Below are 22,751 nucleotides of genomic sequence, written 5' to 3'. Positions count from 1 at the left end.
ATTAGAGTCCGGCCCAACAGAAGGACGGACAATGAAGCGAGCAAGGTTCACGGAAGAGCAGATCATCGGCGTGCTGAAGGAGGCCGAGGCCGGAGCGAAGACCGGCGATCTGGCCCGGCGCCATGGCGTATCGGAAGCGACGATCTACAACTGGAGGGCCAAGTATGGCGGCCTGGAGGTGTCCGAGGCGAAGCGGCTACGAGCGCTCGAGGATGAGAACGCCAAGCTGAAGCGGCTCTTGGCCGAGGCGATGCTCGACAATGCCGGCCTGAAGGATCTTCTCGCAAAAAATTGGTGACGCCCGCTGCCAAGCGAGAGGCGGTCGCGCGTCTCCAGGCGGCCCTGGGGATGAGCGAGCGGCGGGCGTGCCGTGTTATCGGCGCCGATCGGAAGAGCATGCGCTACCGGTCGCAGCGGGACGATGATGCCGATCTTCGGTCGAAGCTGCGCGAGTTGGCTCAGCAACGCCGCCGTTTCGGCTATCGCCGACTACATATCCTGCTGCGGCGCGAAGGCGTGGTGATCAATCGCAAGAAGACCCAGCGGCTCTACCGCGAGGAGAAGTTGGCAGTCCGACGAAGACGGAACCGCCGTCGTGCCGTCGGTGCGCGGGCGCCAGCACCCGTGCTGGCGCTGCCCAACCAGCGCTGGAGCCTGGATTTTGTGCATGACCAGATGGCATCGGGCCGCCGGTTCCGGGTGCTCAACATCGTCGATGACGTGACCCGGGAGTGCCTGCGCGCGGTGCCGGACACGTCGATCTCAGGGCGCAGGGTCGTGCGCGAACTCACCGATCTGATCGCCGAGCGCGGCAAGCCGGGCATGATCGTCAGCGACAATGGCACCGAGCTGACCTCCAACGCGGTGCTGGCTTGGTGCGGAGAGATTGGTGTCGAGTGGCACTACATCGCGCCGGGCAAGCCGATGCAGAACGGCTACGTGGAAAGCTTCAATGGGCGAATGCGCGACGAACTGCTCAACGAGACGCTGTTCCTCAGTCTGGACCATGCCCGCGTCGTGATCGCCGCCTGGGCGAAGGACTACAACCAGGCGCGCCCGCACTCAGCCCTTGGATACGAAACACCAGCGGCGTTCGCCGCTGAACTGCATAAGCAATGGCCTGCTTCACTACGCCCTACGGGCTCCGCTGCGCAGGCCATTGCTCAACCCGCGCTCATGCGCAACAAAGCCGCCAGGCTCTAATCGCTGCTGGTGGAAACCATGGGGTCACGTCAAGGCAGATCCCGGGAATTTCGCTCTGGAATGGAGGGGCTAACCCTGACGCCCGGCAAACCGCAGATGGCGCGTGAGCGGTTGTCCCCAAGCGTTACGGTCTGCTTCATGCGCAAAGCTAGCCGAGATCCCGATTACGTCGCTCGCACGCGCATAACTGCGACACTTTCAGGCGGAACCCTCGAGCGCGGTGTCATGGGAGCCGCCCGCGTTCGGCTCTATCGTGTTCCCGAGAGAATAGCCTCAACTAGGCCAACTTCTAGCTGAGCTAAGAGCGCGCCAGCACCACTCCGGGTCCTACTATGGCCATTCGGTACAAGGGAAGCGGACGGCGGCTTCCATTATTGTCAAATCAACCGCCAAAATGACCGGAATGAGGGCGCTTGCCGACCGGAGCTCAAGTGCGACGATCCATCAACTTATGACCCTAAGGAGATCGGCAGCTTTGGTTCCGAATAGCAATTAGCGATCGATCCTTCTCGCGCGCCAACCGTCATCTCAACGGCTAAGAATTTTCAAGGCATTGTCTCTAAGGATCGTTGCGAAAACGTTGATGTTACTCTGGCCGCGTGAATTTTGTCCGGCGGCTTCAGTTGTGGTTGAAGTTGAGTAGTGAAATTCCGCCAATGATAATTTTACCAAAGGTAGGAAGGTGTGGTGCATTTTAGGGTTTTTTTATTGATTTGGCTCAGCGGTCCGTCCTAATCCTTACTGGGGCGTTCGAATGGCCGCTTCGATCGCTCGTCTGACTTGGCGTCTCCTCAACGCTGGATCATTGATCTCAGGAAAGGCTTCTAGCCGGATGCGTCGGACAAGAGTGCGAAGTGCCGATCGCCCAGGTCTGTGGCATTCTCCCACTTCACTAAGCAGGGCAGGATAGTTCCAGTAACGCCCCTCCATTACTTGTTATCCTGGTTGGGGTGGTTGGATGAGCCTTTATTCATGCGGCTAGCGAGAATGAGCGCCAGCGCGCCGAACACGCCGTAGGTAAGTCCCAGCTTGATAAAGTCGCTGTGCGCGAGACCCGCGAGCAATGTTGCGGCCAGAATTGCCAGTACGAAAAAACCCGCCCAATTATGATGATGCAATCGGTCTGCAACACTTGTCGCCATCCAGCACACCAGTCCGGCAGCGAGCAGGCTTCCTAAAACGAGGCCGATCGCCCCGAGCATTTCGCCTACGAGAAACATTGCACGCTCCTCTCCAGCCAGAGCCGCTGTGGCGGCCTCCCTCCTTTTGACATTTATATCGGAGAACGATATAAATGTCAAAAGCGCGAGTCGTTTATCGAGTTCCCGAGATCCCTTTTTCACCCGATTTTGCCAGCCGAACCGGCTGACGCGACTTTACTCACTGGCCCCCGCCTGCACCGCTTCCACAATCGATCTTCTGTGTCGACGTGAACAGATTCGTGGAACTACCTTCGCTGTCTGCTAATCCTCTCAGATTGCAGGTGTTGCGGTGACCCGCTGAATCCACCGCGCATTACGGCCAGTTCCATGTGAATCGACGGACAAATCAAGCGAAGCGTGAGCGTCCAACTTCCGCCATTCGGGATGCGCTGCGAACTTTGAGGAGATCTTGCCGTGAGAGCAGCCCCACCACCTTACGGCTGCTTTGGTCCACGATCGGAATTCGGCCGATTCCCGTCTCGATGATAAGGTCAGCGACCAAACCAGCAGGTGTTTCAGGAAAAGCCACAGGCAAGTCGGCGTCGGAGATCGTCTCGCCCAGGGAAACGTCCTGCGTGCCTGCTGTTGTTTGCCAGCGCAGCGCATCGGCACGGGAAACGATCCCGACCAGACGGTTGTCCGCGTCCACCACGGGATAACTGCGGTGTCGGGCTTCTTCGGCGAAGAACCTCACGGCCTGCGCGGTCGTCATGGAGGCGGGCAGGGTTTCCGGGGCATGGGTCATGATCTGGCCGGCCTGCAGCAAGTCGAGCGTATCGACGGTATATTCCTGAAGGACGTGCCGCCCGCGCCGGGCGATCTTTTCCGTCAGGATCGATCGGCGCATGAACAGTACGCTGACGGCATAGGCGCCGGCGGCAGCGGCGATCGTGCAGGGAATAGCCTCGAAATGGCCCGTGAGTTCGACCGCGAATAGCGCGCCGGTCAGCGGCGCGCGCATTGCGCCGCTCATGATGCCGGCCATGCCGATCATCGCCCAGAACGACGGTTCTCCGGGCAGGAACTGTCCCAAAAGGTAGCCCGCCGCGCCGCCCAGGATCAGAAGCGGTGCCAGCACCCCGCCCGATGTGCCCGAACCCAGGGCGATCAGCCACACCAGCGCCTTGATGACCAGCAGCGAAACGACCAGTTTCAGCGCCAGCGAACCGTTCAGCAGTGCATCGATGTTGGCGTAACCGGCGCCGAGCACGCGGGCGTCCCCAAGGCCGCCTAGGCCGACCGCTATCGCGCCGATCGCCGGCCACCACATCCAGTGCAGCGGCAGCCTGTGGAACAAGTCTTCGACGCGGTAGAGCGAGGTGGAGAGCAGCATGGCTTCGATGCCCACCACGATGCCAAGCGCGGCCGAGGCAAACAGATCCCAGGAGGTTCCGGGCAGAGGGGCGGTCATGGCAAACATCGGCCCCGCGCCGAGCAGATAGGGACGGCAGGAATAGGAGATGATCGCCGCCACCACAACCGGGACGAAACTGCGAGGCTTCCATTCGAACAGCAGGACTTCCACGGCCAGCAGGATCGCGGCGAGCGGTGTGCCGAATATCGCGGTCATGCCCGCTGCTGCGCCGGCGACCAGCAGAGTCTTGCGCTCGGCGGCGCTCAGATGAAAGCACTGGGCGAAGAGGGAGCCGATGGCGCCGCCCGTCATGATGATCGGCCCCTCCGCGCCGAAGGGGCCGCCGCTGCCGATCGAAATCGCCGAAGAGAGCGGCTTCAGAATGGCGACCTTCAGGGACAGGCGGCTTTCGCCATAGAGAATGGTTTCGATCGCTTCCGGAATGCCGTGGCCGCGGATCTTGTCGGAGCCGAAGCGGGCCATCAGGCCGATGATCAGGCTGCCGATCACCGGGATCGCGATCACCATCAGTCCCACCGAGGCGTCGGTGATGGAAACGGTATCGGCCGAGAGGCGGGCGAACCAGAACAGGTTCGTGGCCACGGCGATCAGCTTGACCAGAACCCAGGCACCCAGTGCTCCGCCAGCGCCAACCACCGTGGCCATCACGGCCAGCCGCGGCATTCGGCTATCGACGCTGTGGTCGCCAAGGGGATGGCTTTCGCCGGAGCGAATGGGTGTACCTGACATCTTCTGCTATCGCCTTACTGCCGCGCTTGGCGGAGCAGATATATCGCAATGCGATATAATACAACCTTGGAGACCGCCGTGACGGCGATGGATACCCCATTGGAGGACGCCGACTACGCGGCGCTGGCAGAATTCCGGCACACGATCCGCCGGTTTCTGGCGTTCAGCGAGGCGCATGCCGCGCGTGTCGGGTTGACGCCGCAGCAGCATCAGGCCTTGCTGGCAATCCGCGCCGCGCACCCCGATCAGGCGACCGTCGGGCATGTCGCCGAGCAACTGGTGCTCAAGCCCCACAGCGCGACGGGATTGATCGACCGGCTGGCGGCACTGGGATTGATCACGCGGGAAACGACCGAAAATGACCGTCGCCGTGCCTTGCTCCGCCTGACGGACAAGGCTCTCGGGATCCTGGAAGAGCTGTCTGCCGCGCACCGTGACGAGATCCAGCGTCTGCGTCCGGCACTATCGGCTATTCTCAACCAGTTTGATTAGCGCCGCGGCCGGTTAATGACCGGTTGTCAACGACACTGTAATTTTCCCCGAAACGGGCAAAGTAAAATTCCCCACTTTGCGGCGTAGTGTTCAAGACGGCATGGAGGCACCTCCTGATTTGGGCGGACGGCCTCGACGCTGAGGCTCCGTTGGTTCGGGCGGGGTAATTCGTGCGGTCGAGCGGATTTGCTCGGGCAGCAGGTCTGCGTGGTGCCTGAGGCGATAGCTTGACCCGTCGATCTGGATGACGATGGCATGGTGAAGCAATCGATCGAGCAGCGCGGTGGCGACCACGGGACTGCCGAAGATTTCGCCCCATTCCGCGAAGCCCCGGTTTTGAGGTGAGGATCATCGCCCCTTTTTCGTATCGCGCATTGACGAGCTGGAACAACAGATTGCCGCCGCCGGGACCACCGGAAGTTAGCCGATCTCGTCGACGATCAGCAAGGAAGGCCTGCAGTAGAAGCGGATCCGCTCCCGCAAGGAGCCCTCACGTTCCGCCTTTGCAAGCGCCCCGATCAGATCCGCGAGCGTGATGAACGAGACGCTCTTTCCCGCTTTGACAGCTTCGAGGCCGAGCGCGCTCGCAAGATGGCTCTTGCCGGTGCCCGGGGGCCTAAGCAGATGAACGACCTCGCATCGCGCGACGAAGTTCAGTTCGGCAAGCGCCAGGATACGGGCCTTGTCGAGCGAAGGTTGGAACGAGAAGTCATAGCCGGTGAGTGTCTTGATGGTGTTCAGCCGGCCCATCCGCAAAGCGGTGCGGATGCGTCGTTCCTCGCGGAACGTAAGTTCTTCGAGGAGAAGCTGTTCGATCATTTCGAGTGCGGTAATTTCACCGCGGTCGAGACGGGATACGCAGGTATCGACCACTTCGATGGCGCGCGGCATTTTGAGGCCAACCATGCTGATCTTGATGCGATCAAGCAGCGATGCAGTCGGATCGGGAAGCAGCGAGTTCATGCGCCGGCTCCCGTCGTTGCCATCTGGTGAGCGACCGCGGCGTAGAAGTCGAGCGAGCGGCGCGACACAAGTTCACCGCTGAAGCCGTGCGGAATCGGATTTTCGTCTTTAGGCCGATATTGACGACGGTGACCTTCCAATAGCGAGCTCTGCCGGGCCCTTCGAGAAGAGGGTGACGAGCAATCAGCCGATCATCTTCGAAGATGCAGATCTCGTCCGCCAAACTGTGGACCGCGACCACCTGCTTGCGAGTCACATTGGGCACCGAATAATAGTTGCCACCGACGCTCACCATGCCTTCGTGGCTAATCCTGCGCTCGAGCTTGAGAACCGCTCCGAACGGGATCAACGGCAGGAGCTGGAGGGTCGGCTTTTTCTCCGCAAAAGCGTCATTGACGATACGTTCGGTAGTTGCATGAACTCGCGGGTTTCCGTATCTACGCGTAAGCCCGGTCACCTGCCTGAGGGCGATTTCGAAGGGGTAGGGACGGCGCCAGCCAAGGGGGCGAGAAGGCCAGGCGCCGTTGCCGGGTTCGGGTAGCACCTGCCGGTCCCCTTGTCCCTTCTTACGAAGGCCTCGACTATGAGGCATGTCGGTGCCGGTACAAGTGACCAAAAGGCCTAACCCGCGAATTTCTCGGGCAAAGTTGTCCTCGCGTTGAAACTTGCAGCGACGCGCAGGCCAGAGAGGATAAAAAAAAGCGGGCTCTAAGCACTCGATCGAAACTCTTGGTGCTTCCGGCCGCAAGACCATCAGCAGGCCGAACGCTGCTCACCTGGGGTTTCGGCGAGCTTGTGCTGGGTAATGAGGGGATTTTCCTGCCGGCCCATGGTCCAGTTTTTGCCCAGTCGCACGGTCGCATTGGGCGCGCACCATATCTCACCCGAATTGTCGAGCGCAGTGACCCAGATCAGGTTGTGTTCCTGCCCGTAGTCGATGATCCCAATCGCGTAGCCGTCGCCTTTGCCGACAACGTGAAGGGGAACAGTGGGATTGAGCTGCGTAAACATGCGGGCGTCTTCTTTCGGGTAGGGACCGGGCCGGCGCGGCTAGCACTCCGGCCCGTCCTGGCTTATTCGCTCTTCTCGGCGCCCGGCTTCGAGGTCTTGGGCGCCTTGCCGTCCTCGAGGCGGCCCTCGTTGCGCAGGTCACGCCCTTCCTGGGCCTTCTTCTGCGCCTCGGGCGACTTGCCGTGCTCGTTCAGCTCTTCCTTGACGTAGCCGGCTGCTTCCTTGGCTTTGCCTTCGATACTCATGGTTGTCTCCAGAAGTCGACTTCCGCGCTTGTGCGTGGTGAATACTAATTGCACGAGAAGCGATTTGGATCCTGTGAACAAAAGTGACCATTAGGTCTCGTTGTGTTCACGGTGCGGCAAGTATTATTAGAAATCTCGGGAACTTTTTGAATTGAGCGTACGGTGAGCTGACAGGAGGGCAAAAGGGGGGGGGCGGCGGGATCCGGGCGGGGGCAATTGGGCCGCGATGTGCTGACGTGCAATACTTCCAGCGGAAAGGCTGCGATCTAAAGTCGGGTCTGAAGCCGAGCCGATGTGCGGGAGTGGTCGGAGGGGGCAGTTTTCAGTCGCTTGGGTGGCCCGGAATAGCGGGCAGAACGGGTAGGGCCCCCCCTCAGGCGCGAACGCGCTCTTTGCTACGCGCGGACGGGCTGAGCGCCCGGCTTTTGCACATTTGCGGCACTGGGCCTGGTGGAGTCACGTCCTTGCGGCCGCGATCGGGCAGCCTCGAGCTCGGTGAGGGTGACACCAAATTGGTAAAGCTTCTGACCTTCCTTCATCCGCCCGCCGCATCGTGAAATTTGCGCTTGATCTCCGCAATGTCCGCCTGGACCCGGGGTGTGCGAAGCCGCATCCGTCGCAGCGATCGGAGTATGATCCGTGAGACGGCATAATTACGAAACCATTTATGATCGGACGGAATCACGTACCAGGGCGCGATCTTCGTACTCGTGCGCCGTAGCATCTCTTCGGCCGCCGCCTGATATTCCCGCCAGAGCTTTCGGTCGCTGTAATCGGCCTCGTCGATCTTCCATTGCCGTGACTTGTCCTCCAACCGGCGGCGGAAACGCATGAGCTGTTCCTCGGCCGAGATGTTCAAATAGAATTTGCAGATTTCAGTGCCATTTTCGGCGAGAAGTGCTTCGAATGAATTGATCAGCGCATAGCGTTCGGCCCAGATTTCCCGCGGCACCAATTTGCGCACCCGCTCTGCGAGTACCGCCTCGTAATGTGAGCGATTGAATATCGCGATCTCGCCTTTTGCGGGTGCCCGCCGATGCACCCGCCACAGGAAATCATGACGTGCCTCGGCCTCGCTTGGTTCGCCGAAGGGCGTGACTTTGACGCCTTGCGGGTTCACGCCAGAAAATACATGTCGGATCAGACCGTCTTTTCCCGACGCGTCCGGACCTTGCAGCACAATCAGTAGCGACCGATCGGCACCTGCATAGAGAAGGTACTGGGAATCGCCGATACTCTCGACCAGTCGCCTGGTTTTTGCCTTGGTAGGAATTCGCTCCATGCTGCGGCAAGCTCGGGTCCCGAGCGCGCCAAGGTGCACTGTGTCGTGCGGATGGACGCGGAATTTGCCGGCGAACCCCATGCAGTTGACCTAAGTCGCAATCAGACGAATTGAAGTTCCATCGACTTTTCCCGCACTGCCGAGGACATCACCTCGTTGACGCGATCTGCCGGAAGTCGAGCAATCTTCTCTACAACGCATGATCCCAGATCCTTCGACTGAGAGTTCGAAAGCCGCGTCTAGCTCCTCTGCGGCTGCGCATTTCATGATTTTCTCCGCCGGAGGCTTCATTGCGGTGCCTCAGCTCCTAGCCTCGCATGGAATACTAAACGTCAGGGATGAGATGGGGTTGCTAGCCGAGATCGAGCATGACTGCTTCGTCGGATCGCTGCAGCGGATGCAGCTCTCATGCCCTTGAAGCTTCTTGTGCTCATAGGATCTTTGGCCTGATCCGCACCAAAGCTATCGTTCGTCGCGCGCCGATGGCCTCTGTTCGCTGCCATCAGGCTGGGAGGGTTGCGAAGAGGAGCCGCGGCGGTTCGGCATCTGTATTTCTTCCGAGCAGTTGGAGTCGCTGTTGCGATGTGGGAAAAACCGTTCCACGACGGTCACAGCCGCGAGTAACGTCAGCGCCAATACGGTGCCGGCCAGAACCAGAACGTATTGGCCGGCGCCGGCGGTTATTCCAATGGCAGCTGCCATCCAGAGACTGGCTGCAGTCGTCATATTGCGCACGTCTCCCCCGCGCACGAAAATAAGGCCGCCGGCGATAAATCCGATGGCTTGGGCGAGCCCCTGAATCACTCTGACGGGATCGCCCTCGCCATGCGTTTCAACCAGTTCTAGCGCGGAAAGGGTAAGCATGCCCGAACTGAGCGCCACCAAGCCGTGCGTTCGCAGGCCTGCATCATGACCTCGTCGCTCCCGCTCAAATCCAAGCGCAAGACCCAACACGGTCGCGAGGCCGAGCCGCATGAGTGTGGTGACCAGATCATCTTCAAGCATTTTGGCGCCCATCCATGTCTTGACCATCGCTTGTATGTAATTGCGGGACGAATACCTATCGACGTTCGCTGTAAAGCTGCGATGATGTAACTGAAGCGGAAACGCCGGGCTGGCCTATTCGTTCATCTTTAAGCGTCGCTTGGCCTCTTCTTCGCCTCAGACCCCAAACGGAGAAGTTTCGCTCATGCCGCGATGATCCTCAGATCCGAGCGACATAACTGCGCGTGCTTCGTCGAACCAAGCGAAGACGTTAAGCTGCTCGGAGAGGATCGCCTGACTGTATTAGCTCTGAAGCTAGGTCTCGGGCCAGTAAAAGTCAGGAAAATCGCGATGCAGCCACCGTCATCGTCAGATTTCCAAAATCGCATAGGGCCGGCCGAACCGTTCGGAGACCACGAACTGCGCGCAGTTGTAGACCGGAATGCCGCGCATCGTATGCCCTTCGTAAGTGCCGCGATGGGCATGGCCATGGACGACGGCTTTGACATTCTCGAACCGGTCCACCGCATCGGCCAGACGTGATGAGCCCAGAAACGGAAATATCTCTGGCGGTTCTCCCGCGACGGTTTCCACCACGGGTGCATAGTGCAGGACGGCAACGGCGCGATCGGTTCGCAGCGACCGCAGGCCGTTCTCCAGCTTTCGAGCTTCGCCGATGGCCTCATCCACGAAAGTCTTGATTGCCGTTTCTCCGAAAGCACCCAGTTCGCCGCGCCCGAAGCCGCCGACGAAACCCTTGACCCCGGCAAATCCCACGCCCTCGATCTCGACCGCCTGATCGTCCAGGATCCTGACTCCTGCCTGGCACAGGATCTGCGCTACCGTTTCGGGGATGCCGCATTCGTAATCGTGGTTTCCCAACACCCCCACCATCGGGATCGAGCAGCCTCGCAGATCTTCTGCCAACCGCTCCGCCTCGCTCGCTTTGCCGAAGTTGGTGAGGTCGCCGCAAAGCGCCAGAACATCGGCATTGCGGGATATTTCCTGGAACAGGTCGCGATACCGCCGGGTGTCGTCGTCGGTGACATGAAGGTCGCCGATGGCGGCCAGTCGCAGCGGGGGCGCAGGTTCAGTGGTGGCGTTCATGCTTCTCGTCCAATCCTTTCCCGACAAGATCGGCAAATCCCCACTCGCTGATGTCGGTGAGGTAGTCGCGCGGAGAGAACAGCCTGCCACGGCAGATGCGCACTTCCGCGGGTGGCAGTTCCGCCTGCGCGCGAATGCGCTCGATCAACGTATCGAACAGCCAGCGCGGGATCAGATCGCGTTCGGTCGGATAGATGAAGCGGAAATTGAGCACATGAAGCAGCAGCACTTCCCAGTGGAGTTCCATCAGTGACAGCAGGCGGTGCCAGTCGATATCTTCGTGCCGGCGAAGGATTGTATGGGCGACATCGGCGCCGTCGTACCGGTAGCGGTCCTGGATGAAGGCCTTGGAAACAATGAATTCGGTGGGCGGGGTTATACGTATCTGCGTGCCGTAGACTTGCGCGGTGAAAATCTCGCCAAACCAGGAATCCGTGATCGGGATCGATGCGGAAGACATGTTGAAGATCACGTCGAAGAACGCTTCGCCAGACCAGACTTTGGCAATCCACCGTTCGTCCTCAACCGTGACGCGGTAGCCTTCCGCCTTGAAGCGCGCCAGCAGGCGCGGCGCATCGCCGGGCTTGCAGAAGATGTCGATATCCTTAGTGGGGCGAACCAAGCCGGTGTGGCAAGTCAGGGCGTAAGTACCTGAAAGCAGGTAGGGAATATCCCAGCCCGCCAGCAATTGCAGGCTGTGCGCATAGAACTCAACCGCGTTAGACGGTGGATCGAAGCTGTGCTCTTCACGGTGCGGGTCGTCTGGGACGGAGACTGTAGCCACGGCGCATCCTCTCGCGTGATCAACCGAGACCGGAGCCGCGGGTTCCCTCGCGGTGATCGGTGGGAACCTGCGAGCCCCATTGAGATTGAATCCAGGCGGGCAGGACATGCGTTCTCCCTGCAAACCCAGTGGGAGAGACATCATGCCGAGAGGCGACAAGTCGAGTTACACCGACAAGCAAAAGCGCAAAGCCGAACATATCGAAGAAGGCTACGAAGATCGCGGCGTCAGCGAAAAGGAAGCGGCACGCCGCGCCTGGGCGACCGTGAACAAGGAATCTGGTGGCGGGAAAAAGTCCGGCTCCGGCCGCGGTAAGAAGGAAAGTCACGCGTCTTCGCGCAAGGGCGGCCGCATTGGAGGTTCTTCGCAAAGCCACGCTGACCGGTCCGCCGCCGCGAAGAAGGGGTGGGAAACACGCCGAAAGCGTGCCGGCGGCTGACGCTTTGGCCCGACCTACCGAACTGCAGGGAGATGTAACGCGCTTCTGCACTCTTCCCTAGGAGATGCAATATGAGCGACAATGAGGACCGGCCCGGTGATGCAGCCAAGACACGGCCGAAGAACCGGGAAGTGGAAAACGAGATGATCCGCCCCCCGGTGACCAAGGGTAAACCACCGAGGTCCGCGACCGACCCGCATGGTAACAGCGAGGGGATGGGGGAAAGCAAGGAGGGTGCGGCACCGCCGGGCAACATTCATGAAGGCGAGGGGACAAGGGTAAATCCTGATGCCTTCCGGGCAAGAGCCGGCGAACCGGGAAGGGCAACGCTTCTCCGCTCGAAGGAACTCCCGGTTGAGCGTCATTTCGATGACCTCCAAAGCCTTTATCGCGCTTTGGCGCGGGAGGACGTTGCCCCTTCCGCTGAGTTTTCCGACCATCTCGTGCCCGGCGAAGGACCGCCCCATGCCCGCGTGATGCTAGTCGGCGAGCAACCCGGAGATCACGAGGATCGCACCGGCCATCCCTTCGTAGGCCCCGCCGGCCGATTGCTGGACGAATGCCTGCAGGAAGCCGGGATGCCCTGGGACGAGGTCTTCGTCACAAATGCCGTCAAGCGCTTCAAGTTCGTGCAGCGGGGCAAGCGCCGATTGCATCAGCGCCCCAAGACCGACGAGATTGCCCACTACCGATGGTGGCTGGCGGAAGAAATTCGGCTGGTCGACGCTCCCACGATTGTCACACTCGGCGCCGTAGCGCTACAGGCCGTCACCGGTCGGCGGCAGACGCTCGCTTCGCTACGCGGCGAAGTAGGGGAGTGGGAAGGGCACCGTCTGGTCGCTACCGTTCATCCCAGTTTCCTGCTGCGCATTCGCGGCGCGAATGACAGGGCGGCCGAACACGCGAGGCTGGTCCACGATCTGCACCGGGCGGTGCGTCTTGGATAGAGCGGACGAGAATGGAGAACGGCCCGTCAGGATGGACGCCGGCTTTCGCGGACCCGTTCCTCCACCCAGTTTATCAGCAGCGTGTTGTAGGTTTTGCGCTGCTTTTCATCTTGCAGCGCGTGATCTGCCCCTTTCAAAATGCGGTAATTAAGCGAACGGCTGCGGCGGAACGAAGCCATGTACGAACTGATCGCGGCGTGCGGGACGTAATCGTCGTGTTCGGACTCCACGATCAGGACATCACCGGCAAACGCTTCGCACGCGGCCAGCGCGCGGTCCTGATGGCCGCTGCGGAAGTGGCTGCGATAACGATCGATTTCGGTGCGATCGAGAAGAGCCTTGGGCACATCCCATTCGGAATCCGGGTAAAGTGCTGGAACGCGCAGGGCAAGCCACGCCACACGGCGTTCGGCGGTCAGCAAAGCCGCCAGATATCCCCCGTAACTGGTGCCGACCACGGCAATGGCAGATAGATCGACACCCGGTTGCGAGACGAGGAAATCGTAGGCTGCGGTCACGTCTGCCAGACCATCAGAACGAGTGACGCGATTTCGGTCCTCATCATGGCGGGCGTGACCGCGTAAATCGAAGGTAAAGCACACGCATCCCAGCTGCGCGATTTCTTCCGCCCGCGCCAGGTCCTGCTCCTGGCATCCACCCCAGCCGTGAATGAACAGTACGCCGGGGGTTAGCTTCGCCGGGGTCAGGACCGTTCCGTCCAACGTCTGGCCACTGATTTCGAGCCTGACTGGATGCTTCGTCTTCATTCGATCACCATCACATACTTCGTCATCGGGCCGGCGACCGGGTCGACCCCCGCATAGTAGACGATGGCGCCCGGCGGCGCAGCGTCACAGTCTCCATGGACTTCGACGGTGGCGCAAATCACGTCATCGCACTGCGGGTCTGCGGCGAAGCGCTCAAACGCGGTGATCTCTGCCGGTGTCGCTCCGCCGACCCGCCAGCTCTGTTCCAGCACGCCAATGCGGCTGCGACCCAGATGGTCCCGTCCGCTGGCAACATCGTAATTCCGTCGCGATGCGAACATCCCTGAAAAGCCTTCAAAGATCGTCCGGTCGTAATGACGGGCCTTCTCGATCGCTTCGGCCAGTTCGTGGGAAAAATCGCGGGCGGCAAGTTCCGCCAATCCGCCGCGGACAGCATGAAGGCGCGTGCCGCCGTAAACGGTCTGTCCGCGGCGATCGACAGTGATCGCCTGAGTTCCCCAATACGCGATGCTGCGGTCGAAAATCTTGCTCGATCCGATGCTGAAGGTTTTTACATCGACAAGGTTCTGTTCCAGCACAAGCCCCTCTCGGCGGACCTGACCGGGGTTCAGGCGGCTCAGCGCGGCTTCCAGTTCGTCCGGACTACGGACCACCACTTGTCCACGCCCTGCGGTGGCTTCCACCGGCTTGATGCGGACGGGGCCGGATTCCAGCAGAGCGGTTCCCGCGGCTAGAGCGTCAGCCAGATCGAACGTGGAAAAGCCCGGAAGCACCGTTTCACCCAAGGCTTTACCCAAACCCTCGTTCCAACCTTCGGGCACTGCGCGCGCGCCCCGCACGAGCGGATGGCCGACGGCCTTTGTCGCGATGAAACGGAAAGGCACCACGCCGCCATAGAGATCGCCCTCACACGCAATGCCCAGTTCGCCGGCTTGAGTGGTAAGAAGAGTGTCGCTGGGAATGAAATAGGGTCTGGGTTGACCCTCACCGTCAAAGCAGGTGATCCGGTCATGCTCTTGGCAAGAAACGCCGCGGCACAAACCCGCCAGTCGCCGCGCCACTTCATGCCGGGATGCCCAGTCATGCTGGTTATCGTGCTGGTCCGGTGCCGGGTTTGCCTCGGAAAAATCCGCACCCATCGATGTCCGCCATATGTTGCTTAGTCACCATCGGCGGTAACGCGCGAGACGAGGCGGGGATGCCTGGCGGCCCATCTTTCGATCGTTGGCGAAAGGCGGCGCAACGACAATCGGACGAGACAACCCGGACGTTTTCCTCGACGCTGCCTTGAAGGTCGGCAGCGGCAACCTCCATCCCGCCCGGGATTTGCTGGACAGGAACGAGGTTTGGGCCAGCGCTCCTTGCCACCCCGGCGACCGCGCAAACCGCTGATGCAAACGGCTAACCGCGCAGGCGCGGGCGCAGTTTTTCCTCGAAAAAGCGGATGAAGCCTGCCTGATCCGGCCCGATGCCGGTCAGCACTATGTGATCGAAACCGGCGTCGATCGCTTTGCCGATGGCCTCCAGATGCTGGTCTGGATCGGGGCCTGCAGGGATCTTGTCGACAAGATCGTCCGGCCGCACGAACCTCGTCGCGGTCTCGAAGCCTTCGACCGTCGGTATCTCACTGTTGACCGACCAGCCGAAGGCCGAAAAGCGAAAGCGATTATGCGCGGTCTCTCGCCCCTCTTCCTCGCTTGGCGCGTAGGCGAGGGCGACTTCGACGTATTTGGTGCCATTCGGGAATCCGCGCGCAATTTCCGGATCGGCATCCGTCGTCATGATACCGTCGGTTTTGGACCGGGCCAGCTCGATCGATGCCGGGCCGCTGACGCCAAGAACAATGGGAACGGGTTTGCTCGGCAGATCGAAAACCTGTGCGTGATCCACCGTGAAGTAGGCGCCCTGAAAATTGTGCGCGCCCTGCGTCCACAGGAGACGAAAGATGTCGATGGCCTCTTCAAGCATGGCGTGGCGTTCAGGGATTGATGGCCAAAGATCGCCCGTCACATGCTCGTTGAGACGTTCGCCTGCGCCAACGGCAAGGGAAAATCGATTGTCGCTCATCACCGCGATGGTCGCAGCAGCCTGCGCGACGATTACCGGGTGGTACCGGATGATGGGGCAAGTCAACCCGGTCGTGATTCCGACTTTGGAGGTCGCGTGCGCAATCGCGCCGAGCACGCTCCAGGCGAAGGACGCATGCCCCTGATCGAAGAGCCACGGGTGGTAGTGATCGGAAATCGACACGAAATCGAAACCCGCCCGTTCGGCGGCGAGAGCGTTGCTGACGAGGGCCTTGGGTCCGTGCTCCTCGCTCATTAGCTTATATCCGAAATGCGCCATGGATCCTCTCCCTGTTCATCTCCGGGCCTTGCTTCGTCTCAACGCCTCATGGTGCCGTGGGTTCGCTCGGGATGTGGTGCTGATCGTCTTTACAGCGCATCCCGGCGTGCATCGTCACGGCACAGTTCAAGCGCGAGCCGCTACGCTTCGGTTTGGCCGGGTTCGAGGCCTCGGGTATTGGGCCGCAGGGCGGAAAACCGGGGTAACTCGTCGTTCGCCAGCGCCCAGGCCGGCGCTTGCGAGACGTATAGACGAAAGCCGGGCTGTACCGCTTCCGGCTGATCGAGAGAACCGACTGCGATGTCGATCTCGTCCGGCTGGTAACGCACGTGGATGGTCAGCGGCGCTCCGCAAAGCCTGCAAAACTGTCTCCGGCCGAAGCGAGTGGAGGCGAAACTGCCGATAACTTCCGAGCCCAGATCAATGACAAGGTCGACCGTCGGCAGAGTGGTGAAGACCATGCCGATCGAACCCGAGACTTGCCTGCAGAGCCGGCAATGACACCAGCCGGTGTCGTAAGGTGTCGACAGGAGCCTGTATCGGATCGCGCCGCATGCACAGCCTCCTGTCAAAAACCTCATGTCGGTATCCCTAGCTTGCGGACGAAGAGGCGGGGGCAAGCATGACCTCGCCTTCTTCCTCTCCGTCCCAGTAGTGCGCGCGTTCGCCGCTGACCTTGATCAGCACGAGGCCGGGCGTTTCCACACCGTCCGGCCACCACCGGTTGAGGCCTTCGGTCCAGTGTTCGGCAAGTGCGGACTTTTCGCGGATCAGGGTGGCGCGACCTTCGACGGCGAGAAAGAAAGGACGGTGGCCAAGAAATCCGGACTTGCCCTGATAGCTGAGCGTGACCGCGGCATTGCTTGCGATATCGGAAACCATCCGGGTCTTCTCTTCGGTGAAGAACCAGGCATCGCCATCGTATTCGACGTCCCGGTTGTTGCTCATGGGCCGCGCGGCGATCGCGCCGTTCTGGGTATGCGTGGCCAGCATCGCGAAGTCGATGTCCTTCATCTTTTCGGAAAGATCCTTGAGCGTCTTCGTCATGAGTGCGTTCCTCTGAAATCGGATACGCATGTCAAACGCACAAGACGCGGACTCTGCTCTCGCCGCCTTCAGAAATATCGCTCTGCCTGTCGCATAAATAGTTGGCCGGGACCCCCGCCAGCCACACGGCCAAAGTGAGGCAGCAATTGCCGCCGCGGGATCAACTCAGACGATCAAGGCTATGGGTCGGAACCAGTTCGCTGGGCCTCCGTTTAGGGGAGATGGAGAGCCCGGCAAACCGATCGCCCCGCTGGCCCACTGTCCTCTGGCTCATCCGCCATGGCCAGAGCGCGGGCAATGTCGCGCGGGACATGGCCCATGCAAACGGAATGCACCGCATCGCGCTGGACCATCGCGATGTGGACGTGCCGCTCTCGGCGCTGGGCATGGATCAAGCGCGAGCGCTGGGACACTGGTTCGCGCAGGGCGAAGAGGGCCACCGACCCGAAGTTATACTCTCCAGCCCTTATTTGCGTGCGCTGCAAACCGGGAAGATATTCCGAGAGGCAGGCGGATGCGCGCTGGATCTCAAGATTTGCCTGGATGAGCGACTGCGCGAAAAGGAGTTCGGCATTCTTGACGGATTGACCACCGCGGGCATTCGCGCCTTGCAGCCCGAGCAGGCTGATTTCCGAAAGGTGCTAGGCAAATTCTACCACCGGCCGCCGGGCGGTGAGAGCTGGGTGGATGTGATCTTCCGCCTGCGCGCGCTGTTGGATACGGTTTCATTGCACTACGCCGGGCGGCGAGTGATGATTGTCGCTCATCAGGTGGTCGTGCTCTGCATGCGCTATGTTATCGAAAACATGAGCGAAGCGGAAATCCTGGCTATCGATGCGGAGGGAGACGTCGCCAATTGCAGCGTCACCCAGTACCGCTTCGATGCGCAAGCCGGGCGGCTTACGCTGGAGCGGTACAATGTCATCGCGCCGTTGGAGCGAGAGGGAACCCCCGCCACCCACGAGCCGGATCCGATGATCGCAGCCCGTGGCTGAGCGGATCGACGAGAAGATCAGTTGCCCTCCGCTCGATGCGGCGTGGATTCGCGCCCATCCCATGCCGATGCCGTCGGGAGATGTCGACAAGAACGCGCGCGGGCGGGTGTTGGTCATTGGCGGCTGCCTGCAGGTTCCCGGCGGCATTCGGTTGACGGCGGAGGCGGCCTTGCGCGCCGGTGCCGGCAAAGTACGCATCGGCACTATAGCCTCGGCCGTCATATCCATCGGCGTGCTGTTTCCGGAGGCGGGCATGTTGCCTCTGGCAGAGGGTTTTACGGGCGAGATCGACGTTGATGCCGAAGTGCTGGCCCCCGATCTGGCGCGCTGCGACGCAGTCGTCGTCGGACCGGCGATGGCATGTGCACGCCACGCTTCTCGCCTGATCGGCGCGGTTCTCGACGTAATGGCCGGCTCCGTGTCAGGTGCCGGGGAGCGGGGTCTAGTGATCGATGCCTCTGCGCTGATGACCTTGGGCGATCACGCCGCGCGCTTGCAGGCACGCAGGACGCCTTGCATAGTCACGCCTCACCTCGGCGAGATGGCAGGCCTGCTGGGGTGCGAGCCAAGCGAGATAGAACGTGACAGGATCGCCGCTGTGGGGCAGGCCGCGAAGCGGTTCCATGCCGTCGTCGTCTTGAAAGGCGGCACTACGCTGGTTGCCAACCCTGCAGGCAACTGTTTCGCCTATACTGGCGGAAACATCGGCCTGGCGACCGGCGGTTCAGGCGATGTGCTGGCGGGGATCGTCGGGGCATTGCTGGCTCGGGGATTAGCCCCGTGGGAAGCTGCGCTCTGGGCGGTATGGCTGCACGGTGAGGCTGGACGGCAGTGCGAGGAGACGATCGGTCCAGTGGGCTACCTCGCGCGCGAACTGCTGGCGGTTTTGCCAAAGGTGATGGATACCACACCCGATTGCTGAAGGCCGGCTACGCGTACTGTACGCTGTTCCGGCCTTGTCTGCGTCATGTGCATGAGTTGGGCAATCGGCTCCGCATTTTGGCGCGCATAGAGCGAGACAACCATTTGCAGCACTCGGCCCATCCCGGCCAGAGCTTATGGAACTGTCCTACGAATAATTCGTTCAGCGCGTGCGGTACATGAGGCCTGAAGCCATGGCACCTCTCGTGACAACCCCGTTCTCATGTAGTCGCCAGCACCTGGCGCATGACCGGCTCTGCCTGATGCCGGAAAGGCAGAAGTCCCAAGCGACACCACCTCTCGTGAGCACGATCTTTGACATTTTAGCGAGGGTCGCGAGTCGTGATTTTGATACCGTCTGTAGGCAGGCCTGGCATGATCCCTGAGCCAAGCCTGGTCGTACAGATCACACGCGCTCTGCCCGAGGCGATGATTGGTAAGGTCTCGCGGATCCGGCGCCATCGGGCTCCTGACAATGTCGGCGCGGCGGATCTGGTAGTCGCTGGCGAGGTCTCGGCGCTGACCCACACTGGCAAGAAGCGGAGAAAGATCGTCAAGCCGCTGGGCTATGGCATGAATGACCTCGCCTTACTTCTGCACTTGCACGCGCTGGCCTAACATCGATCCCCCGAGCAGGATATTCCGGTGTGCCTCAAAGAGGTTGGGCCAGACCACCAAGCTGGCCATATCCGAGATGAGGGAGTGTTCTCCCTGCCTCCTAATGGCAGTTAGCTCTTTGGCGATTTTTGTATAACCCGCCCCGTATGGATTCACGGAGCAGCATGTGGCTCCGGTGCTGATTTTGAAATTTTGGGCAAAGATTGCTGAGGTGACGCCAATTCCAGCTTTAGCTTGCTTGGATTTACTGCGGCGCGGTCCGCCCCGTCAGGATGAAATCCCGCATCATGGGAAAGTATGTCTCAGGCGTGCGGGTCGACACGCGTGACCCGTCCGGCGCCAGTTCGTATCTGTACATGCCGTGATCTGCACCCGCAAAGACCACCGTCGTGATTGGGCGACCCGTTTGCTTCAGCTTTGCGAGGCGGCTGGCCGTTTCGGCACTTGGCGCAATAACGTCGTCCGAAGCCAGCAGCCATAGCTGCGGGACATCGAGATTTCGCAAGACCGGCATAGGATCGTAATAGAGCGAGATGTTCGGTGCCAATGCAGAAGCCTCGTGCCGGAGCTGGTCCGGCGACATGTCGAGGATCATTCCTACGAAACTGCCCCGCACATAGCCGAACCACGGTTCATTACGATACCGCGCGCGAACTTGCTCGAGCTGCTCGTAACCGGTTTGAAAATTGCTATCGACGAGTGTTTCGACGGCGCGCGAAATCTCAAGCGCTTTGGCGGCCGTCTCCGGTCCAAAGCCGTGCTTGGAGAGTTCAGCCGAAATCAGCTCGTGTTCTGCCGCTACGACAGAAACCGCCAGGCCGAAGCTCACGATTACGAAATCGACAGGCTCGATACGCGCGGCGAGCGGCGCCACCCATCCCCCCTGGCTGCCGCCCTGATAGCCGATGCGCAAAATCCTGGGGCCGCCAATCCGCCGAGCCTCATGAAGGGCGGCGACGGCGTCCGTTGCCAGCGTGGCGTAATCCTGCGTGTACTCTCCCGCCGATGCGCCTGTGCCACGCTTGTCATAGACAAATACTCCAATGCCCGCTGCCGGAAACATTCGTTGAAGGGCATAGTCCTGACGCGCGGAAGAGTGCTCGGCGCCGTGTATGAGGACTACAACAGGGACCGGCCCATTGCTTCTGGGCATCACGAGGCGCCCCGCGAGAATGGCCCCATCCACTTCGAAATGGGTCTCGGTCACGTCGAACGCGATCCGTTCCCCCTGTTGACCGTCGAAGCGCAGTCCGTCGTCATCACAGTCGAACGAAATTCGATGACCATCCGGTCGGCCCGTCCAGCCCAATGTACTTTTCCAACGCTCGCCTGCCGTCTTGGAAAGCTCCCCGGTCGTTCCGTCGGGCTGTCGCCAACGCAGATGCTCACCTGTGCCGGGTTCAATGACGATGAAGTCGCCATTCGCGAATTTGTAAGTTCCGATCGCGCAATTCTCGCTCACGGGAGCGGCTGCCCCGAGGAGGAGCAAAAATGGCAGTAATACGGGCCTCATGGCACATTCCTCATGAAGCAGGTGGCTTTGCGCTCCGATTTATGTAAAGCTTTACATATAATGTCAAACGGTCACTCCAAGAAGGAACCTTCCCGCGATTTCATCCGCGCGCAGGGGCCTGCCTATCTCGCCCATCTTCTGCGACGGCTTGCGGACGAACTCGTGCGTGGAGGCAGTGAATGGTACCCGGAGGTGGGCGTAACGGCGCCGCCGCGGACGTCCTCTACACTTCTGGCACTCGACGAACGAGGCCCGCTTGGGGTTACCGAGATCGCGGCGTTGCTGAAGCAGTCCCATCCGCTGGTCATCGACTGGTGCCGTCAACTCACATCGTTGGGCTTTATCGAAACCCAGACTGATATTCGCGACCGCAGGCGGTCGATTATCGCGCTGACCGATGAGGGAAAGCAGGAGGTTGAGCGCCTCCGGCAGGCGCTCGTGATTATGCAGCATGCATCGCAGAGGCTGATGGACGAAGCAGCACCGGGAATATTCTTGGATCTTTGGCAACTTGAGGCGGCTCTTCGCCAGCAGAGTTTTATCAATAGACTGCGTAATGAGACGGGTAGTGACAGAGAAGCCATATAGAGACACAAGTGGTTTGATGCGCTGCGGTGTCCAATCTGACTGAGAACGATCAGCGTTTAGACCTATCGGGAACCAGAGGGCCTGATAGTCGATGACATCGTGACGACGTTGGCAGCGGATGCGCCCGGCCGGCACAAGTTCGATTGTGAGGCCCAGCACGATCTCGCGCGAAGTACGGCGCAACGCTGCCACACGTGGCGGCAATCTGGATTACCGTGCCAGCGTCGCGCAGTGGCACGCTGAACGCGCAGGTCCGCGTCCGAGCAGCTGGCCAGCATTCCTGCTCTACGCGCTTATGTCGAGGAGCGTCTTGCTGGTCGGGTCACGAATGCTGATCGTATCGGCTTTGCCGGCCCTGAAGTGGTATGGAAGAAACGACGCGCCGTGCTTCGACAAAGTCGGAGCTGGTCGATTGCATGGCGCCCGGAGCAGATCGCCCATCGGCTGCGGATCGATTACCCAGAGGATCGCGCCATGCGCATCAGCCACGAGGCTATTTATCAATCCCTCTACGTCCAGGGACGTGGTTCCCTACGCCGGGAACTGACGGCTTGCCTGCGTTCCCGGCGAGCTCTTCGCGTCCCTTGCGAACGAACTCGCGGTCGTGGAAAATCCTTCGTGGGGAACGCCATCATGATAAGCGAGCGGCCTCCGGAAGTGGAAGATCGTGCAGTTCCCGGACACTGGGAAGGTGATCTCATCCTGGGCCTGCATAGCTCGGCGATCGGCACTCTCGTCGAACGCAGTTCGCGATTTACAATGCTGCTGCACCTGCCGCGCGAGGAAGGGTATCAGCGCGGGCAAGGGGTCAAGAATGGTCCGCCGCTTGCCGGGCATGGAGCCGAAGCCGTCCGCAAGGCCATCGCCGAATCCATGCGGGAGCTGCCAGAGAAACTCCCTCAGTCGCTAACGTGGGACCAAGGCGCCGAGATGGCCCAGCACGCAACGCTCCGGGTCGATAGTGGACTGGAAATCTACTTCTGCGATCCGCAAAGCCCGTGGCAGCGTGGCTCAAATGAAAACATCCACGGCCTGCTCCGCCAGTACTTCCCGAAGGGCACCGATCTCAGCCGGTACTCGGTACGGGAACTCGAAGCGGTTGTTCACGCCATGAACACGCGCCCGCGAAAGATGCTTGGATGGAAGACACCTGCAGAAGACCTCGACCAGTTTATCGCCCCGCAGCAAGAAGCAGGTGTTGCGACGACCGGTTGAATCCGCCCGACAAGACA

General features: G+C 60.7%; 23 protein-coding genes and 2 pseudogenes. 9 read left to right on the top strand and 16 right to left on the bottom strand.

The window, feature by feature from the left end; genetic code table 11:
• The first annotated feature begins 31 nt into the window (after positions 1 to 31).
• Positions 32 to 1,203, top strand: a protein-coding gene (locus ACLIMP_RS22940; RefSeq protein ID WP_185999051.1) for an IS3 family transposase whose coding sequence is annotated in 2 segments (ribosomal slippage) — positions 32 to 284 and positions 284 to 1,203 — 1,173 coding nt in all. Because the reading frame shifts where the segments join, the coding sequence is not laid out codon by codon here.
• 929 nt (positions 1,204 to 2,132) lie between these two features.
• On the opposite strand, the gene ACLIMP_RS22935 is transcribed toward ACLIMP_RS22940, so the two are convergent.
• Entirely contained in the window at positions 2,133 to 2,423 is a 291-nt protein-coding gene (locus ACLIMP_RS22935; protein WP_185999050.1) for a hypothetical protein, read from the bottom strand.
• A 328-nt stretch (positions 2,424 to 2,751) separates the two neighbouring features.
• Positions 2,752 to 4,509, bottom strand: coding sequence for a chloride channel protein (locus tag ACLIMP_RS22930; protein ID WP_185999049.1), 1,758 nt, complete (start codon positions 4,507 to 4,509; stop codon positions 2,752 to 2,754).
• An 87-nt stretch (positions 4,510 to 4,596) separates the two neighbouring features.
• Between ACLIMP_RS22930 and ACLIMP_RS22925 the strand changes: the two genes are divergently transcribed.
• A complete protein-coding gene (locus tag ACLIMP_RS22925; protein WP_186000033.1) occupies positions 4,597 to 5,001 on the top strand; it encodes a MarR family winged helix-turn-helix transcriptional regulator in 405 nt (134 codons plus the stop codon).
• A gap of 90 nt (positions 5,002 to 5,091) precedes the next feature.
• On the opposite strand, the pseudogene istB reads toward ACLIMP_RS22925, so the two are convergent.
• The 8 genes and pseudogenes from istB to ACLIMP_RS22885 form a co-directional block, all read right to left on the bottom strand.
• A pseudogene (istB, locus tag ACLIMP_RS22920) lies at positions 5,092 to 5,892 on the bottom strand (IS21-like element helper ATPase IstB).
• A gap of 31 nt (positions 5,893 to 5,923) precedes the next feature.
• Positions 5,924 to 6,508 (bottom strand): Mu transposase domain-containing protein, encoded by a 585-nt coding sequence (locus ACLIMP_RS22915; RefSeq protein ID WP_185999048.1) that lies wholly within the window; start codon positions 6,506 to 6,508, stop codon positions 5,924 to 5,926.
• Positions 6,509 to 6,717: 209 nt separating this feature from the next.
• On the bottom strand, positions 6,718 to 6,975 hold the full coding sequence (locus ACLIMP_RS22910; protein WP_185999047.1) for a hypothetical protein: 258 nt from the start codon (positions 6,973 to 6,975) through the stop codon (positions 6,718 to 6,720).
• A gap of 62 nt (positions 6,976 to 7,037) precedes the next feature.
• Positions 7,038 to 7,220, bottom strand: a complete 183-nt coding sequence (locus tag ACLIMP_RS22905) for a hypothetical protein (protein ID WP_185999046.1) — start codon at positions 7,218 to 7,220, stop codon at positions 7,038 to 7,040.
• Positions 7,221 to 7,755: 535 nt separating this feature from the next.
• On the bottom strand, positions 7,756 to 8,583 hold the full coding sequence (locus ACLIMP_RS22900) for a PPK2 family polyphosphate kinase (RefSeq protein ID WP_185999045.1): 828 nt from the start codon (positions 8,581 to 8,583) through the stop codon (positions 7,756 to 7,758).
• A gap of 381 nt (positions 8,584 to 8,964) precedes the next feature.
• Positions 8,965 to 9,507, bottom strand: a complete 543-nt coding sequence (locus ACLIMP_RS22895; protein ID WP_443478420.1) for an MgtC/SapB family protein — start codon at positions 9,505 to 9,507, stop codon at positions 8,965 to 8,967.
• Positions 9,508 to 9,855: 348 nt separating this feature from the next.
• Positions 9,856 to 10,593: a metallophosphoesterase family protein gene (locus tag ACLIMP_RS22890; protein WP_185999043.1), complete on the bottom strand. Its 738-nt coding sequence runs from the start codon at positions 10,591 to 10,593 to the stop codon at positions 9,856 to 9,858.
• A complete protein-coding gene (locus tag ACLIMP_RS22885) occupies positions 10,577 to 11,377 on the bottom strand; it encodes a nucleotidyltransferase family protein (protein ID WP_443478419.1) in 801 nt (266 codons plus the stop codon). Before ACLIMP_RS22885 ends, ACLIMP_RS22890 begins: the two co-directional genes overlap by 17 nt.
• A 142-nt stretch (positions 11,378 to 11,519) precedes the next feature.
• Between ACLIMP_RS22885 and ACLIMP_RS22880 the strand changes: the two genes are divergently transcribed.
• Together ACLIMP_RS22880 and ACLIMP_RS22875 are read left to right on the top strand one after the other, a co-directional pair.
• The gene (locus tag ACLIMP_RS22880) at positions 11,520 to 11,816 is read left to right on the top strand and encodes a plasmid stabilization protein (protein ID WP_185999042.1); all 297 of its coding nucleotides are present in this window, start codon (positions 11,520 to 11,522) and stop codon (positions 11,814 to 11,816) included.
• A gap of 71 nt (positions 11,817 to 11,887) precedes the next feature.
• Complete coding sequence (locus ACLIMP_RS22875; RefSeq protein WP_185999041.1) at positions 11,888 to 12,763, top strand: UdgX family uracil-DNA binding protein; 876 nt, start codon at positions 11,888 to 11,890, stop codon at positions 12,761 to 12,763.
• Positions 12,764 to 12,789: 26 nt separating this feature from the next.
• Here ACLIMP_RS22875 and ACLIMP_RS22870 read toward each other — a convergent pair whose 3' ends face one another.
• From ACLIMP_RS22870 to ACLIMP_RS22850, 5 genes are all read right to left on the bottom strand, one after another.
• A complete protein-coding gene (locus ACLIMP_RS22870) occupies positions 12,790 to 13,530 on the bottom strand; it encodes an alpha/beta hydrolase family protein (protein WP_185999040.1) in 741 nt (246 codons plus the stop codon).
• A complete protein-coding gene (locus ACLIMP_RS22865) occupies positions 13,527 to 14,630 on the bottom strand; it encodes a DUF3182 family protein (RefSeq protein ID WP_185999039.1) in 1,104 nt (367 codons plus the stop codon). The genes ACLIMP_RS22870 and ACLIMP_RS22865 overlap by 4 nt, the downstream gene beginning before the upstream one ends.
• Before the next feature lie 262 nt (positions 14,631 to 14,892).
• Positions 14,893 to 15,813: a TIGR03557 family F420-dependent LLM class oxidoreductase gene (locus ACLIMP_RS22860; RefSeq protein ID WP_443478418.1), complete on the bottom strand. Its 921-nt coding sequence runs from the start codon at positions 15,811 to 15,813 to the stop codon at positions 14,893 to 14,895.
• A gap of 164 nt (positions 15,814 to 15,977) precedes the next feature.
• Entirely contained in the window at positions 15,978 to 16,418 is a 441-nt protein-coding gene (locus tag ACLIMP_RS22855) for a GFA family protein (RefSeq protein WP_185999037.1), read from the bottom strand.
• A gap of 10 nt (positions 16,419 to 16,428) precedes the next feature.
• Positions 16,429 to 16,884 (bottom strand): pyridoxamine 5'-phosphate oxidase family protein, encoded by a 456-nt coding sequence (locus ACLIMP_RS22850; RefSeq protein WP_185999036.1) that lies wholly within the window; start codon positions 16,882 to 16,884, stop codon positions 16,429 to 16,431.
• 221 nt (positions 16,885 to 17,105) lie between these two features.
• Here ACLIMP_RS22850 and ACLIMP_RS22845 point away from each other — a divergent pair, with 221 nt between their 5' ends.
• From ACLIMP_RS22845 to ACLIMP_RS22835, 3 genes are all read left to right on the top strand, one after another.
• Positions 17,106 to 17,879, top strand: coding sequence for a histidine phosphatase family protein (locus tag ACLIMP_RS22845; RefSeq protein WP_186000031.1), 774 nt, complete (start codon positions 17,106 to 17,108; stop codon positions 17,877 to 17,879).
• On the top strand, positions 17,872 to 18,801 hold the full coding sequence (locus tag ACLIMP_RS22840; protein WP_443478417.1) for an NAD(P)H-hydrate dehydratase: 930 nt from the start codon (positions 17,872 to 17,874) through the stop codon (positions 18,799 to 18,801). The genes ACLIMP_RS22845 and ACLIMP_RS22840 overlap by 8 nt, the downstream gene beginning before the upstream one ends.
• A gap of 374 nt (positions 18,802 to 19,175) precedes the next feature.
• Entirely contained in the window at positions 19,176 to 19,418 is a 243-nt protein-coding gene (locus tag ACLIMP_RS22835; protein ID WP_185999035.1) for a hypothetical protein, read from the top strand.
• 244 nt (positions 19,419 to 19,662) lie between these two features.
• Here ACLIMP_RS22835 and ACLIMP_RS22830 read toward each other — a convergent pair whose 3' ends face one another.
• Complete coding sequence (locus ACLIMP_RS22830) at positions 19,663 to 20,880, bottom strand: alpha/beta hydrolase family protein (protein ID WP_221937248.1); 1,218 nt, start codon at positions 20,878 to 20,880, stop codon at positions 19,663 to 19,665.
• 63 nt (positions 20,881 to 20,943) lie between these two features.
• On the opposite strand from ACLIMP_RS22830, the gene ACLIMP_RS22825 reads away from it, so the two are divergent.
• Positions 20,944 to 21,519, top strand: a complete 576-nt coding sequence (locus ACLIMP_RS22825) for a MarR family winged helix-turn-helix transcriptional regulator (RefSeq protein ID WP_185999033.1) — start codon at positions 20,944 to 20,946, stop codon at positions 21,517 to 21,519.
• Between the two features lie 154 nt (positions 21,520 to 21,673).
• A pseudogene (locus ACLIMP_RS22820) lies at positions 21,674 to 22,734 on the top strand (IS30 family transposase); the annotation flags it as partial.
• Positions 22,735 to 22,751: the final 17 nt, after the last annotated feature.

Origin of the sequence: Novosphingobium aeonii, assembly GCF_052279045.1 — a bacterium.
In the GTDB taxonomy this organism is placed as follows: Bacteria; Pseudomonadota; Alphaproteobacteria; order Sphingomonadales; family Sphingomonadaceae; genus Novosphingobium.
The sequence above is the reverse complement of the archived record's forward strand: the minus strand, read 5'-3'. Positions and strand labels throughout refer to the sequence as shown.

Excerpts from the sequence above, each read along its gene's own strand:
- ACLIMP_RS22935 (WP_185999050.1), bottom strand. The coding sequence starts at position 2,423 with ATGTTTCTCGTAGGCGAAATGCTCGGGGCGATCGGCCTCGTTTTAGGA.
- ACLIMP_RS22930 (WP_185999049.1), bottom strand. The coding sequence starts at position 4,509 with ATGTCAGGTACACCCATTCGCTCCGGCGAAAGCCATCCCCTTGGCGAC.
- ACLIMP_RS22925 (WP_186000033.1), top strand. The coding sequence starts at position 4,597 with ATGGATACCCCATTGGAGGACGCCGACTACGCGGCGCTGGCAGAATTC.
- ACLIMP_RS22910 (WP_185999047.1), bottom strand. The coding sequence starts at position 6,975 with ATGTTTACGCAGCTCAATCCCACTGTTCCCCTTCACGTTGTCGGCAAA.
- ACLIMP_RS22905 (WP_185999046.1), bottom strand. The coding sequence starts at position 7,220 with ATGAGTATCGAAGGCAAAGCCAAGGAAGCAGCCGGCTACGTCAAGGAA.
- ACLIMP_RS22900 (WP_185999045.1), bottom strand. The coding sequence starts at position 8,583 with ATGGGGTTCGCCGGCAAATTCCGCGTCCATCCGCACGACACAGTGCAC.
- ACLIMP_RS22895 (WP_443478420.1), bottom strand. The coding sequence starts at position 9,507 with ATGCTTGAAGATGATCTGGTCACCACACTCATGCGGCTCGGCCTCGCG.
- ACLIMP_RS22890 (WP_185999043.1), bottom strand. The coding sequence starts at position 10,593 with ATGAACGCCACCACTGAACCTGCGCCCCCGCTGCGACTGGCCGCCATC.
- ACLIMP_RS22880 (WP_185999042.1), top strand. The coding sequence starts at position 11,520 with ATGCCGAGAGGCGACAAGTCGAGTTACACCGACAAGCAAAAGCGCAAA.
- ACLIMP_RS22875 (WP_185999041.1), top strand. The coding sequence starts at position 11,888 with ATGAGCGACAATGAGGACCGGCCCGGTGATGCAGCCAAGACACGGCCG.
- ACLIMP_RS22870 (WP_185999040.1), bottom strand. The coding sequence starts at position 13,530 with ATGAAGACGAAGCATCCAGTCAGGCTCGAAATCAGTGGCCAGACGTTG.
- ACLIMP_RS22865 (WP_185999039.1), bottom strand. The coding sequence starts at position 14,630 with ATGGGTGCGGATTTTTCCGAGGCAAACCCGGCACCGGACCAGCACGAT.
- ACLIMP_RS22860 (WP_443478418.1), bottom strand. The coding sequence starts at position 15,813 with ATGAGCGAGGAGCACGGACCCAAGGCCCTCGTCAGCAACGCTCTCGCC.
- ACLIMP_RS22855 (WP_185999037.1), bottom strand. The coding sequence starts at position 16,418 with ATGAGGTTTTTGACAGGAGGCTGTGCATGCGGCGCGATCCGATACAGG.
- ACLIMP_RS22850 (WP_185999036.1), bottom strand. The coding sequence starts at position 16,884 with ATGACGAAGACGCTCAAGGATCTTTCCGAAAAGATGAAGGACATCGAC.
- ACLIMP_RS22845 (WP_186000031.1), top strand. The coding sequence starts at position 17,106 with ATGGAGAGCCCGGCAAACCGATCGCCCCGCTGGCCCACTGTCCTCTGG.
- ACLIMP_RS22835 (WP_185999035.1), top strand. The coding sequence starts at position 19,176 with ATGATCCCTGAGCCAAGCCTGGTCGTACAGATCACACGCGCTCTGCCC.
- ACLIMP_RS22825 (WP_185999033.1), top strand. The coding sequence starts at position 20,944 with ATGAAGCAGGTGGCTTTGCGCTCCGATTTATGTAAAGCTTTACATATA.